Source organism: Streptomyces sp. FIT100 (assembly GCF_024584805.1).
In the GTDB taxonomy this organism is placed as follows: Bacteria; Actinomycetota; Actinomycetes; order Streptomycetales; family Streptomycetaceae; genus Streptomyces.
In genome coordinates this window covers 4,809,394-4,822,937 of sequence record NZ_CP075715.1, presented here as the reverse complement: position 1 = coordinate 4,822,937, position 13,544 = coordinate 4,809,394, and the positions used below count along the sequence as shown (strand labels likewise).

General features: G+C 72.1%; 10 protein-coding genes. 3 read left to right on the top strand and 7 right to left on the bottom strand.

From position 1 onward, the window contains the following. The first annotated feature begins 189 nt into the window (after positions 1–189). Entirely contained in the window at positions 190–1,251 is a 1,062-nt protein-coding gene (locus tag KK483_RS21885; protein WP_262006897.1) for a C40 family peptidase, read from the top strand. 6 nt (positions 1,252–1,257) lie between these two features. Here KK483_RS21885 and KK483_RS21880 read toward each other — a convergent pair whose 3' ends face one another. Together KK483_RS21880 and KK483_RS21875 are read right to left on the bottom strand one after the other, a co-directional pair. After that, the gene (locus KK483_RS21880) at positions 1,258–1,956 is read right to left on the bottom strand and encodes a response regulator transcription factor (protein WP_262006896.1); all 699 of its coding nucleotides are present in this window, start codon (positions 1,954–1,956) and stop codon (positions 1,258–1,260) included. Beyond that, a complete protein-coding gene (locus KK483_RS21875; protein ID WP_262006894.1) occupies positions 1,953–3,239 on the bottom strand; it encodes an ATP-binding protein in 1,287 nt (428 codons plus the stop codon). Before KK483_RS21875 ends, KK483_RS21880 begins: the two co-directional genes overlap by 4 nt. Positions 3,240–3,455: 216 nt before the next feature. Here KK483_RS21875 and KK483_RS21870 point away from each other — a divergent pair, with 216 nt between their 5' ends. Together KK483_RS21870 and KK483_RS21865 are read left to right on the top strand one after the other, a co-directional pair. Next, positions 3,456–4,844 carry a PspC domain-containing protein gene (locus KK483_RS21870; RefSeq protein ID WP_262006893.1) on the top strand — a complete coding sequence of 463 codons (1,389 nt, stop codon included), beginning with the start codon at positions 3,456–3,458 and terminating at the stop codon, positions 4,842–4,844. Further along, entirely contained in the window at positions 4,831–5,094 is a 264-nt protein-coding gene (locus KK483_RS21865) for a hypothetical protein (protein ID WP_242329358.1), read from the top strand. The genes KK483_RS21870 and KK483_RS21865 overlap by 14 nt, the downstream gene beginning before the upstream one ends. Here the strand turns inward: KK483_RS21865 and KK483_RS21860 are convergent. The 5 genes from KK483_RS21860 to KK483_RS21840 all read right to left on the bottom strand — a co-directional run bounded on the left by KK483_RS21860 (position 5,001) and on the right by KK483_RS21840 (position 13,542). After that, on the bottom strand, positions 5,001–5,525 hold the full coding sequence (locus KK483_RS21860) for a DoxX family protein (protein WP_262006892.1): 525 nt from the start codon (positions 5,523–5,525) through the stop codon (positions 5,001–5,003). The two genes, KK483_RS21865 and KK483_RS21860, sit on opposite strands and share 94 nt — an antisense overlap. Before the next feature lie 81 nt (positions 5,526–5,606). Then, entirely contained in the window at positions 5,607–10,814 is a 5,208-nt protein-coding gene (locus KK483_RS21855) for a caspase family protein (RefSeq protein WP_262006891.1), read from the bottom strand. 6 nt (positions 10,815–10,820) lie between these two features. Then, positions 10,821–11,204, bottom strand: a complete 384-nt coding sequence (locus KK483_RS21850; RefSeq protein ID WP_262006890.1) for a hypothetical protein — start codon at positions 11,202–11,204, stop codon at positions 10,821–10,823. A gap of 109 nt (positions 11,205–11,313) precedes the next feature. Continuing rightward, positions 11,314–12,579 (bottom strand): hypothetical protein, encoded by a 1,266-nt coding sequence (locus KK483_RS21845; protein WP_262006888.1) that lies wholly within the window; start codon positions 12,577–12,579, stop codon positions 11,314–11,316. Between the two features lie 123 nt (positions 12,580–12,702). Continuing rightward, positions 12,703–13,542: a class II aldolase/adducin family protein gene (locus tag KK483_RS21840; RefSeq protein WP_262006887.1), complete on the bottom strand. Its 840-nt coding sequence runs from the start codon at positions 13,540–13,542 to the stop codon at positions 12,703–12,705. Between the last annotated feature and the right edge of the window lie 2 nt (positions 13,543–13,544).

The following is a 13,544-nucleotide window of genomic DNA, read 5'->3' as shown; positions in this document are numbered from 1 at the left end:
GCGCCTCGCCCCGCCCGGCAGGTTTAGCGTCCTCCCCCAGGTGACCGACTCCCCACCGCCGCCGGCAGCAGGGCGGAACGGTCGGCCACCACGCCGATGGATCCGGCGGCGGTCCGCCTCCCCTGGGCGGTCCGCCGCCGGACCGTACCGCACGATCCACCTGCCGGACTCCGGAAGGACTGGCCCCTCGTGGCAGCGCACCGCAAACCCAAGCAGCAGCGCACGTTCGGCGGATCGGCCGGGCGCACCGCGCTCACCCTCGCGCTGGCCGGTGCCGCGACCGCCACCGCCTTCGACGGCTCCGGGCACGCCGAGCCGCGCCCCACCCCCGAGCAGTTGAAGGCGAAGGCCGACAAGCTCTACCAGGAGGCGGAGGAGGCCACCGAGAAGTACAACGGCGCCAAGGAGGCCGCCGGCCGGGCCCGGAAGGCGGCGGAGGAGCTGCGCGACGAGGCGGCACGGCGTACGGAACGGCTCAACGCCTCCCGCAACGCGCTGGGTTCGATAGCCACCGCGCAGTACCGGGCCGGCGGTCTCGACCCCGCCGTGCAGCTCGCCCTCGCCGCCGACCCGGACAGCTATCTGGCCGGCGCGGAGCTGGTCGAGCGGGCCGGGGCCCGGCAGGCGGCCACGGTCACCGGGATCCAGCAGCAGGCGCGGGAGCTGGCGCAGCTGCGCACGGAGGCGGGCGAGCGGCTCGCCGAACTTCAGGCGCACCAGGCGGAACTGGCCCGGCACCGCACGACGGTACGGCGCAAACTCGCCGCCGCTGAGGCGGTCCTGGCGCAGCTCACCGCCGACCAGCGCACCGCGTACGCCGCCCAGGACGGGGCCTCGGGCTCCCGGGCCGCTCGCGACGCCGGCCGCAGCGGCATCCCCGCCGCCCCGGTCCCGGCGCCCAACCCCCGTGCCGCGCAGGCCGTCGCGTACGCCTACGGGGCGCTCGGGAAGCCGTACGTGTGGGGTGCGACCGGGCCGTCCTCGTACGACTGCTCCGGGCTCACCCAGGCCGCCTGGCGCTCGGCCGGGGTGTCCCTGCCCCGGACGACGTACACGCAGATCAACGCGGGCCGCAGCGTGCCCCGCTCCCAGCTGGCGCCCGGGGACCTGGTCTTCTTCTACTCCGGCGTCTCGCACGTGGGGCTCTACATCGGCGCCGGGCAGATGATCCACGCCCCGCGGCCCGGCGCACCGGTCCGCATCGCGCCGATCGACCAGATGCCCTTCGCCGGCGCGACCCGGGTCGCCTGAGCCCCCTCAGACGAGCCGGCGCGCCGTCGCCCAGCGCGTCAGCTCGTGCCGGTTCGACAGCTGGAGCTTGCGCAGCACCGCCGACACATGTGACTCGACCGTCTTCACGGAGATGAAGAGCTGCTTGGCGATCTCCTTGTACGCGTATCCGCGCGCGATCAGCCGCAGCACCTCCCGCTCCCGCTGGGTGAGCCGGTCCAGGTCCTCGTCGACCGGCGGCGCGTCCGTCGACGCGAAGGCGTCCAGCACGAAGCCCGCCAGCCGCGGCGAGAACACCGCGTCCCCGTCCTGCACCCGGAAGATCGAGTCGACGAGGTCGCTGCCGGTGATCGTCTTGGTGACGTAGCCGCGGGCGCCGCCCCTGATCACGCCGATCACGTCCTCCGCGGCGTCCGACACCGACAGCGCCAGGAACCGCACCGGGTGCTCCCCCGCCATCAGGCCCGCGCAGCGGCGCAGCACCTCCACGCCGCCGCCGCCCGGGAGGTGGACGTCGAGGAGCACGACCTCGGGGCGGGTCGCCGTGATCACCGTGACGGCCTGGTCGACGTCGGCGGCCTCGCCGACCACCTCCACGCCCGTCTCCTCCGTGCGCCCGATCTCGGCCTGGACGCCGGCGCGGAACATCCGGTGGTCGTCGACGAGCACGACCCGTACGCGGCGCTCCGTGGCCCGCTGCTCCTGTGCGTCGGTCTGCTCGGTCATCCGTCCGCCCTCTCCCTCTCCCGCTCCATCTCGAGCTCCACCTCCGTGCCCCCACCGGGCACGGACCGCAGCCGCGCCGTCCCGCCGTTGCGCTGCATACGCCCGATGATCGATTCTCGTACGCCCATCCGGTCCTCCGGTACCGCGTCCGGGTCGAAGCCGGGCCCCCGGTCCCGGACGGAGACGAATACCGTACGGCCCTCGACCTCCGCGTAGACCTGGACGGCGCCCCCCTCGCCACCGTACTTCGCCGCGTTGACCATCGCCTCGCGTGCGGCCTGCATCTGTGCCGTGAGCTTCTCGTCGAGCGGGCAGTCACCGACGACCACGACCTCCAGCGGGACGCCGTGCTTGTCCTCGACCTCGGCGGCCGCCTTCTTCACCGCCTCGGCGAGCGTCGTGGGCTCCTCGTCCTCCTCCTTGCCGGTGCCCTCCGGCCGGTACAGCCAGTTCCGCAGCTCGCGCTCCTGGGCGCGGGCGAGCCTGCGCACCTCGCCCGGATCGTCGGCGTTCCGCTGGATCAGCGTGAGGGTGTGCAGTACGGAGTCGTGGACGTGGGCGGCGACCTCGGCCCGCTCCTGGGCGCGGATGCGCATGAGCCGCTCCTCGGAGAGGTCCTGGCCCATCCGGACCAGCCACGGTCCGGCGAGCAGCCCGACGCCGGCGATGACGGCGAGCGCCGCGGTCAGGACGTTGCCGAGCTGGGCCGCCGAGCCGCGGACGACCACGAAGAGGGTGAGCCCGAGGCCGACCAGGGCCACCCCGGCGAGACCGCGCGCCAGCTGGAGCAGCCGGCGCCGCCGGCCGTCGCCGGTCCACCGGGCGCGGCGGGCGTTGTCGGCCTGCCGCCACACGAGGACGACGCCGGCGCTTATCAGCAGCACCGGCCACACGTAGCGGTTGGCGCTGCCGCCCATGTCGACGTTGCCGACGAAGACGACGGCGCCGATCACCAGGGCGATCAACGCGAAGAGCTGGCCCTTGTCGGGCTTGCGCAGCCGCCGTCTGCCGTCCGGCGTCGTCTCGAAGACCGGTTTGGGCTCGGCGGACCTGCCCCCTACACCGAGCGGGACGACGATCCAGAACACCGCGTACAGCAGCGCGCCGAGACCGTCCGCCATGAAGAGGCCGAGGAAGACGAGCCGCACCCAGATGACCGGCAGTCCGAGGTGCCCCGCGAGCCCGCGCGCGACGCCGCCCAGCCACCGGCCGTCGGCGCTGCGGTACAGCTTGCGGACGGGCGGCTCTTCGGAGTCGGGCACTCGGGTGGCGGCGGCTGGCATGCCCCGATCGTCACACGGGCGTACGGGCCGGGGCATCAGGGCCGTCCCTGAGACCGACCCTGAACCGCCGGTGCCGGGCCCTGGACCGCCGGGCCCGGCCCCGATCCGCCCGCGCCGCCCCGGAGGGACCCCGGGGATCGGCGCGGGAGCAATATCAGGGAAGGGCCAGGGTCGGGTCCGGTGCCACCGGGGGTCGCGGCCGGTCACCATGGAGTCATGACTCAGCCGACCGCCCCGCCACCCGGGCCACCCGCGCCGCCACCGGAGCAGCAGTCCCCGCCTGCCCCGCTGCTGCGCCGGTCCCGGCGGCAGAAGGTGGTGGCCGGGGTGTGCGGCGGCCTGGGCCGGTACTGCGACATCGACCCGGTGATCTTCCGTATCGCCATCGGGGTGCTCACCGTGACCGGCGGCATCGGCCTGATCTTCTACGGCTTCGCCTGGCTGATCGTCCCCGCCGAAGGCGAGGAGGAGAACGAGGCGCGGCGCGCCCTGTCGGGCCGTGTCGAGGGCGCGGCACTGGCTGCGGTGCTGATGGCACTGCTCGGCTGCGCGCTGTTCCTGTCGATGCTCAACAACGGCGGGACGCTCGCCTTCTCCGCGCTGCTGACGCTGGCGGTGGCGGGCGCCGCCGTCTGGTCCCAGCGGCGCACACTGGTCACGCCCCAGGGCGGTCCGCTCGATCCGGCGACGGCGCACGCCGTGTCGGAGGCGCCCCCGGAGGCCAAGGCGCCGCCCACCCCGGACAGCCCGTCGTGGTGGCGGGATCCGATCGTCAAGGACGGTACGACGGGCCCCGTCGCCACCGGCTATCTGTGGGGCCCGACGGACGCGGCGGCGGCGGAGGGGCCGCCACCGGGCCGTGCCGCCGCCGGCCGGGGCACGGGCCCGGGCGGCAGGAGCTCGGGCGGTGGCATGGACTGGACCGTCGGCGACCGTGGCCGCGCGGCCGCGTCCCGGCCGCTGGCCCCCCGTTCCATCGGCGGTCTCGTCCTCCTGCTCGCGCTGGTGGCGGGCGGGCTCGGCACGGGTCTCTCGTGGACCGGCCGGCCGCTCGGTACGAGCCTGCAGACCGGGCTCGCCTGCGCGCTGGCGGTATTCGGCATCGGCCTGGTGGTGAGCAGCTTCCTGGGGCGTACGGGCTTCGGCACGATCCTGATGACCATGGTCACGGCCGTGCTCCTGGCGGGCGCTTCCGCCCTCCCCAAGGAGATCGGCACCGAGTGGATGCGTACGCAGTGGCGGCCGGCCGCGGTGGCAGCCGTGGAGCCCCGCTACCAGCTGGGCACCGGCGCCGCCACGCTCGACCTGGGCGGGTTGGCCGTGCCCGCCGACGCGGTCGTCAGCACCGGTGCCGACGTCGGCGCGGGCCGGCTGAAGGTGATCGTCCCGAAGGACGCGACGGTGGAGATCACCGCCCAGGTCGGTCTGGGCGATATCCGGCTGCCCGGCGACCTGCCCAACGATGTGGACGTCGCGCCGGACCGCAGGCGCACCGAGACGCTCGCACCGCCCGCACCGCCCGCGGGGGCGGAGCCGGGCGGCACGCTCACCCTCGACCTGGAGGTCGGGGTCGGACAGGTGGAGGTCACCCGTGCTGCTTCATGAGTTCCGGCCGGCGCGGCTGATCGCGGGCGCGGCGGCGCTGGCGGCCGCCGCGCTCTTCCTCGGCGACGCGGTGGGCGCGTGGCACACGCCCTGGTTCGCCGCCCTCGTCATCGTCTTCGACGGGCTGTTCCTGGCCGGAGCCGCGGCCTTCGTGCACTACCGCATCCGGCGACGCCGCTCCGCGAAGGCCGCGTCGACCGAGAACACGGAGGCACCGGCCAGCACCAGCGGCAGCCAGGCCATCAGATAGATCAGGTCGTTCCCGTAGTAGTACGGCTCGGTGGCCCAGCTGACGGTCAGCCACAGGCTCAGCGAGATCAGCGCACCACCGAGGGCGGCGAGCCGGGCCAGCAGCCCGATCAGGGTGCCGACGCCGACGGCCAGTTCACCGAGGGCGATGGCGTAGCCGAAGCCCTCGGGGTTCTTCAGCGCCAGATCCACCAGCCCCGGCACTGCGGACGAGCCGCGCACCGCGTTCATGAGCTCGCCGACGGATCCGGTGCCCGATGCCGCCATGAACGCCTCGTCCATGAGCTTGTCGAGCCCTGCATAGATGAAGGTCACTCCGAGGAAGAGCCGCAACGGCAGCAGGGCGTACCGCTGAGCGGTCTCCTTCCAGCCGCCGTGCCGATCGCCGATCGCCCCATAGGTCGTGGTCATGGTCCGGTCCATCTGCGTCATCGTCGCCTCCGCGTATCACCGGTCTGGGACGATTGTCCCCACGCCCCATACATATGACTACGCGTAGGACGGCCGTCCGGCTCAATGGGCGGCGCACTCCCCGAAGCGTTCTCCGGAATCGGAAGCCCTGGGGACGCGGGCCCAGGCGTCGTGCACCGTGTCGGCGAGAGGGCGCACCCGGAGTCCGAACCGCTTGAGGCGCTCGGCGATGTCGACGACGGTGGTGCCCAGACGGTGGGCGGCCACCAGGAGGTGCTCCAGACCGACGTGGTCGTCGAGGGACAGCCATGGCCCGTTGGGGGAGGCGTTCTCGCGAAGCAGCAGGAGTTCGTCGCCCTTCGGCCTGTCCTCCGGATATTCGGCGTCCTGTACGTCGAGCCCGGCGGCCTGCAACCGCTGAGCCACCATCAGCACCGTTTCCCTCTCGGCCTCGGCGATCGCCCACACATGGGCGGCGGGAACGGGGCGCCCCGACTCGACGACCGCGTTCAGATCGGTACGGATACGCCGTCGGCTCGCCGCGTCGAACGGCGCGAAGATCATCTCTTCGGGGTCATCGCTCAAGCCGGCGATGTCAGCGCCCAGTTCCACGAGCCTCGTGCGTACTTCAGCCACCGAGAGGCCGAGTGCCCGCGCGGCCCGGACCACACGGGTGGTGGAGACGGTCGTCTTCAAGGAAATCCAGGGGGCCTGTCCATTGTGGTTCCTGCTGAGCAGCGCACGATCGCGCTCCGTCACACCGGCGAGGCGTGCGTGGACGTTCTCGGGGATGTCGAGTCCGCGGACCCGCAGGCGGGAGACCGTCTCCTCCAGGCTCCAACCGCGCTCGGCCGCCAGACAGATCACTTCGGCCAGGGGCACCACGACGGGTTCCCGAAGGGAGTCGTAGGGAATCCACGGCAGCGAGATCCTGCGTTCCGATGCCTCGTCGAACCACTCCGGCTGCGGCTCCGGCAGCGGCTGGACCGTCATCCCCAGCTCGATCAGCCGGTGATGGGCCGATGCGACCGGTATGCCGAGTCTGGCCGCGACGATCGCCACATGGGCCAGTGGTACGCAGCGGTGCGGGTCGAGCCCCTGTTGATCGGTCTTGCCGGGAACGCTGCTCGCACGCGTCAGCAGCACGAGATCGGAATCTCCGAGCGCGGCGGGCAGACGATGCCGGGGGACCTCGACCGACAGCGACGCCAGCCGGTCCCTGACCTCGTCGAGCGATAGATCCAGCCACTCGGCGAGGTTGTGGAGATCCAGCAGCGTCACCTCGCGGTCCAGGTCGAGGATCTCCCCGTCCGACAGGGGGCGGGTGAGCAACTCCGCGTGCGGAGGCAGGGCCATCCCTTGCCGGACGGTGGCACCGACGTCGTAGCCGCACGCCTGAAGACACAGGACCGCCTCGTCCAGGGGGCACGAGGCAAGCTGAGCCAGCCGGTAGACGTGCGCGAGGCCGGCACGGAGCGGCTCGCTCGAGTCATCCCTCGTGTAGCGCCATCGCGGGCCCTGTGTGTCCAGGTGATGCGGTTCCGGGAGCTTGTAGCCGTGCGTGGCGAAGACGGAGCGGAGCTCTGCCATCGCCATCCCTGTCTTCTTCGCCGCGGCGATGAGATGCGTCACCGGCAGGGAACCCACGCGTGTCGTCTGCCATGGCGGTGCGCCGTCGAGACGGTCGCTGAGCAGAACGCTCAGCCGCGCGGACTCCGGTGACCCCTCCGCCAGCACCTCGCAGTGTCGTGTGTCGAAGCCCATGCCGGCCAGATGGCGCACGGCGTCCTGGGGCGACAGCGCCGTGGCCTGGGCGGCCGCGAGGACGCTCACCGTGCGAACCGGATCACCGGGACGGAGCCACGGCGGGAGTCCGTCGCCGTCCCGACTGGCGAGACGCTGGATGGCCGAGGACGTGAGCTCGGGAGGACCGCCGCCGGTTCTCGGTTGCTGCCCCAGTTCGGCCAGCCTCCGCACCACCCAGTCGCCCTGCTGATGGAGCTCGCGGGCGTAGAAGTGGAGGGCGCCGAGTTCTGTCGCCGTGTCCCAGGACGGCAAGCCCGTGAACAACTGCTCGGAGCCGAGGACCGCCGCGTCGGAAGGCAGCGCCGGCCGCAGCCGTGCGGTGAGCAGGCCGTCCGGGCACAACTCGCCCAGCGCCTTGCTCACGTCGTTGGGGAAGTGGGCGGCGTACCGCCACAGGGCCAGGTGCTCGGGCAGTCTGGTGGCCTTGTTCCCATCGTCGCCGAGCCCGTTCGGGGACTGCCTGGCGGGTGGGTGGCGCTGGAGCCAGGCGGCTCGCAGCTCCCGGTCCGCGGTGAAGTAGCCCGTGCGTGCCATGTCGACCGGTCCTTCGCCGTCGTCATGGTTCAGCCCGGCGCCCCGGTTGACCAGTCCTTGGACGACCGCGTCGGCCAGGCGCGCCTCACCGTCCGCCAGGTCGAAGAGCCAGCTCTGCGAGAGCAGCTCGCTTCCGGCCAGGCGTTCCACGTCCTTCCGCCTGCGCAGCAGTGCGAAGACCTTCTCCGTGACCTCGTCCACGACGTGACTGCGGTCCACCGAGAGCCTGGGCGGCTTCTCACCGTCCGCCGTGCGCACCACCGGACCCCTGAGGTTGATCACGGCGCCCTGTATCTGCATGGGTGCGACGGAACGCCGTTCCCCGGTCCGTTCGTCGGTCACGAACCAGCGGCCCTCCACGGCGATGCCGTCCACGAGCAGCGCCCCGCCGTGCTCGCACCAGAACACCTCACCGTTGCCTCCCGGCACGATCGTGCCCGTGGCGTCGATGGCCGGGGCCGTGCCGGTGTCCGGACGGCTGACGTACTCGTCGGGCTCCCAGACCTCCTCGTCCTCCCCGTACTTCGCGAACGTGTGGAACTCGGCGACGCCCAACACCGAGCGCAGGGCGCGTACGCAGGAGAAATCGGGCAGATCCTCACGCAGCCACCAGCGGATCCTCGTTCCGCAGGCTCCTTCGAGCACGTCCCCGTGCTCGTCGGGTTCGTACGGCTTGATCTGGAAGAGGTGGTCGGGACCCGCGACGGTCACCTGGAGTGCCTGCCCCGCCTTGCCGCCCGGTTTGAACTGGCGGGTGATCACCTCGATCTCTTCCGCAAGCATGAAGTAGCTCAGCACGCCGATACCGAACCGGCTGTTCTGGTGGAACCTGATGCCGAGGCTCTCCCACTTCATACGCTCCGCCTGGAACGTCGCCAGATGGGCGAGCCTGACTCCCCCTTGGGCGAAGGAGCCGAGCAGTTCACCACGCCCCATCCCGGAGCCGTTGTCGTAGCAGTCCAGGTATCTCCGGTTTCCCTGGGCGCCTTGCACGATCCTGATCCGGCCGTCGAACTCCGGCCCCCCGGGCCACCGGATGACGTGTTCCCGTGCCCGCCGCACCTGGCACGCGTCCATGGCGTTCTGGTACAGCTCGCGCACCGCGAGATAGCGGTCCGGATACAGCTGGTCGCCCACCAGGAGGTCGCGTACACGAGTCCCGTCCAGACCGAAGCGGGTGGCGACGGGAAAGAACTTGTACTCGTTGCTTCCGGGGTCCCGCTCCGGCAGCACCTCGACGCCCGAAGCCCGGGTCGGCAGACCGGTGAGACCCGGTACGGCCAGATCGGCGCAGAGAAGACCGTCGAGGAACTTCACCCGTTCCTGAAGAGCCACCATCACCGCTTGGTGACCGCATTCGGCGGACAGCCGCGCCGCGCTGCCCTCGTCCGGCCCCCGCGGAATCTTCCACTTCGCGTTCTCGACCGTTCGCCGGACGTGAGCGAGACCGATGCGGCCGTGGCCTCCGATGTGCTCGACCAGGACGGCCGGCATCTCGTATCGGTCCAGGGCCATGATCTGCGCGGCGCACAGCAGCATGCCGACGGTCTGCGGGCGGAAGTCGGCATCGCCCACGGGACCGGCCAGCGCCTCGGCCGACGGACCGGCCAGCGCACCGCCCCCGTGCTGCATCGCGCGGAACAGCCAGGCGATCCGCTGGACGGCGCACAGGTCTCCCAGAGCGTCCGTGCCGGCCAGGACCGGCATCAGGAAGCGATGCAGTTGGTCCAACGCGTCCCGCTGGACATCGCCCGGCGTGGCGTGGGTCCGGTGCCGCACCCATGCCTCGACGACCCTGCGGTCCCGCGCCCGCCTGCTCGGGTCGGTCGTCATCACTGCCTGCCGGTGCAGCCGGGGGTACTGGAGCCACCCCGAGCCGATGTCCCGGTCGGCGCGGGCCAACAGCCGCACCCGGAAACCGTGGAACAGGGCGGGCCCCAGAGCCAGGAGCGCCGCTTCGGCCGGGGAGAACCGCACCTCCTCGGGCAGGGAGGCCAGGAGTTCCGTGAGACGTTCCGCCGCGCGCTGGTCGGCCTCCCAGTCCAGCCAGGGGTCCTCCTCCAGAGCTTCCTTCTGCTGCTGAAGCCAGGTGGTGAGCGATGCGACGACCGTCTCGGCCTCCGCCCGCAGTTCGGCGGCCTCCGCCTGGTCCGTCGTCCCCTCCCAGACGGGATGCTCGCGCAGCAGCCGGACGCGCCGTTCACCGGCGCTGGTACGGGCCACGGGCAGCACGGGGAAACGTGGTGATCCCCTCTCGCCGCTGAGCCGGGGCTCCTGCTTCTTCGGCGGGTTCCGCTGCCGGGTGCGCAGGTCTTCCATGGCCGGGGCCATCAGATCGCGCAGCCGGTCGGCAGGGAGCTCTCCCTGGGCGTCGGCCAGCACCTCCCGCAGGGCCTGGGTGAACAGGCTGTACTGGCCATCGGGCCCTGCCGCGTCTCCCGCGACGCCGGCGGTGCCACCCGGCGCACACGCCATGAAGTAGCTGAGCCGGTCCGTCCCGCGGGACACCTCGGGGAATGAACCCACCTGGCTGCCACGGCCTTCGCCGGGCAGCGGGAGCCGATCCCGGCAGGCGTCGACGACGAACATCACCTGGACGGTGGCGGCGGCGTTCCTCGCCCAGTCGTCGCCCAGCCTGACGTTCGTGGCAGTCAGGCTCTGCTCGTTGAGCAGCTCGACATGGGAGTCCGCACCGGCGAACCAGTGCCGCCCGCCGTAGGAGAAGCCGTGTCCACTCAGGTAGACGAGCAGCCGCTCGCCCCGCCGGGCGTCCGCGATGAACCGGCCGATGCTCACCACGAGCTGTACGGCCCGGAACTCGCCGCATCCGCTCCCCTCGTCGATCTCGTAACCCTGATCGACGAGCGCCGCCCGGACGTCTTCGTACTCGCCGTCCAGGTAGTCGAGGTTCGGCCACTCGTCGGCGTCGTAACGAGGTACGAACAGCAGCAGGGCCCTGTGGGTGCCCACCTCTGGCTAGCCCTGTGCCCGGTCGGCCGCCGCTCCGAAGACCAGCGTGATGGCGCCCTTGCCCTGCACCTCGCTCGTACCCACCAGTTGGAAGCCGCCCTTCGCGGAGATCTCGAACGAGACCTGCACCTCGCGCAGGGGGAAGGCCGAGTCGGCGTGGGCAACCCGCTCGAAGATCTGCCGGACGGCGGCGACCGCGCTCTCGACGTTCCTGGCGACGTGGTCCGTGGCGACGGTGACCGACGCGATGGTGTCGCGGCCTGGCCGGCGGAAGCCCTTGGTCAGCCCGCCGCCCGGCTGGTCGAGCTCGTCGAGGCCCTCGGCGTCGACGAGGATCTCCAGTCGGGGCGCGGGGAGAACCGTCCGCCTGCCGTCGTCCTGCACGGTCATACGCCGTCCCACATCCTGTCACTCTCGACTCGCACCGCGAAGGGCGCCGACCGTCGAAATCGTACTCAGGGGGAACGGCAACTGTCGGGTTTATCCGGGGAATTGGGCGTCAGTCGGTGACGTCGATCGCCACCCGGTTCGACTCCGCCCCGGACGCCGTCACCACCTGCACATCGACGCGGCCCGGTTCGACGTCGGCCGGGACCGGGACCGTGATGCTCGTGTCGGTGGGGTTGGTGAAGCCGCCGGGCACCGGGACCAGCGGTACATGGACATGGACCGGGCCGATACGGACCGTCATGCGCGCCAACCGGTCCGGCGAGCCCGCTCCCGGCGGGACGAAGCCGGCGCCGCGGATCTCGATGTCGTCGCCCGTGCGGATCGGGCCGTCCAGGTCGCCGGGCTCGCGCGCCCGGACGACGGAGAGGACGACGGGCCTGCCGCCCTCCGCGTACTTCCCGGCCAGATAGACGGCGGCGGAGACGAGGACCAGCACCGCCAGCCCCCAGGGCAGCTGCGGCAGCGCTTCCGGGCGGCGGGCGAGCAGGACCGCGGCGTACGTCAGGGCGGTGGTGCTGACGAGGACGTACTGGGTGTCGGGGAAGCTGCCGCGGCCGGAGTCGTCGCACAGCAGATCGGCCGGGTGCGGGCGGTCGGCCTGCACCTTCTGGAGGCGCTGGGTGACGATCCGCACGGTGACGACGCGGCCCACGACGACGGCGACCAGGCAGACGACGGCGACGACGGTCAGCACGGCGGCGCCGCGGCCGAGCCCGAGGCCGGACGAGGCCGCGCCCCGACCCGGCCCGGGAGCCGCGAAGGCCAGACGGAAGGCGAGGAACAGCACGGCGTACGCGGTGAGGAGCAACCAGGCCGCGGCGACCGACCTCGACGTCGACAGCCGGTTGTCCTCGCCGACCAGCGGCGCGAGCAGCCCGCCGTGCGAGCGGTGCAGCCAGGCGGCGACGGTGAGCAGCGCGGCGAGGCACACGGCGCCGGCCAGGCCCGCCGTGCGGTTCACGGTCCAGCCCGCACCGACCGCGGTCGCGGCCTGGACGGCGAAGAGGAGGCCGGCCACTCCCCACAGCGCCAGCAGGGAGCGCCGCCAGATACGCACCAGCCAGGCATGGCCGGCCGCCCGGCTGCGCTCGGCGACGGCACGGGCCGATTCGGTCAGCTCGTCGGAGATCCACTGGCGTGACGCGCCTTCGGAGTACGCGACCTTGACCGGCAGCCCCTCCCCCGAGGCGAGTTCGTCGCGCCGCGCGACGAACTCGGCGACCGCGCGGCGATGGCCCGCGTGTACGCCGTGCGGGCAGTCGCCGCAGGTGCAGCCACCTCCGTGCACGCTCTGTTCCGCTTCCTGCACCGCCACGGCGACGCCCCTTCGATCAGAGCAACGACCTTGTGATTCCAAGGAATTGTGCCGCACGTACGGGCTCTTGCACGCACCGGCAAGGCGGTGTGCGGGTGATTGGCCCACGATCAAATTGACGTACTACGACATGAGTTCGGGCTCGGCGGCAACGATCCGTCGCCACAGCGGCTGGTAGCTGATCCATGCGACGAGGTCGCTGCCGAGCTGTTCGCGGGTGGCGACGGCGTCGCGGTGGTCGATGCGGACGGGCTTTCCGGCGGCCCGGGCCGTGAGCTGGACCTGCGCGCAGCGCTCCATGGAGTGGAACCACCAGGCGGCCGCGTCGACCGAGTCGCCGACGGTGAGGAGCCCGTGGTTGCGCAGGACGATGCCCTTGTTCCCGCCGAGCGCGGCGGCGATGCGCCTGCCCTCGTCGGCGTCCACGGCCACGCCGGTGTAGGCGTCGTACAGCGCGTGGTCCTCGTAGAAGGCGCACGCCTCCTGGGTGATCGGGTCGAGCAGCTCGCCGAGCGCGGCGAGCGCCCGGCCGTGCACCGAGTGCGTGTGCACGACGGCGACGACCTCCGGCCTGGCCCGGTGCACCTCGGCGTGGACGGCGAACGCGGCCTGGTTGACGCGCCGCGTGCCCAGGACGACCTCTCCGTGCCCGTTGACCAGGACCAGCTTGCGCGCGGTCATCGTGGCGAAGGGCTCCCCGAAGGGGTTGACCCAGAAGCAGTCCTGGAGTTCGGGGTCGCGCGCCGTGATGTGCCCGGAGACGCCGTCCTCGTACCCGAACCGCGCGAAGAGCCTGAGCGCTGCGGCGATGCGCTGTCTGCGGTACGCCCGCTCGTCGGCCGCCGAGTCGTGCACCGGCGGCATGGCGAAGTCGAGCTGATCGACGGGGACCGGCTCGGGAACGGGCAGGGGTGTCTGCAGTGTCGGCGTCTCGACCGGCATTTCGGCGGGCGTCTCCGTCATGC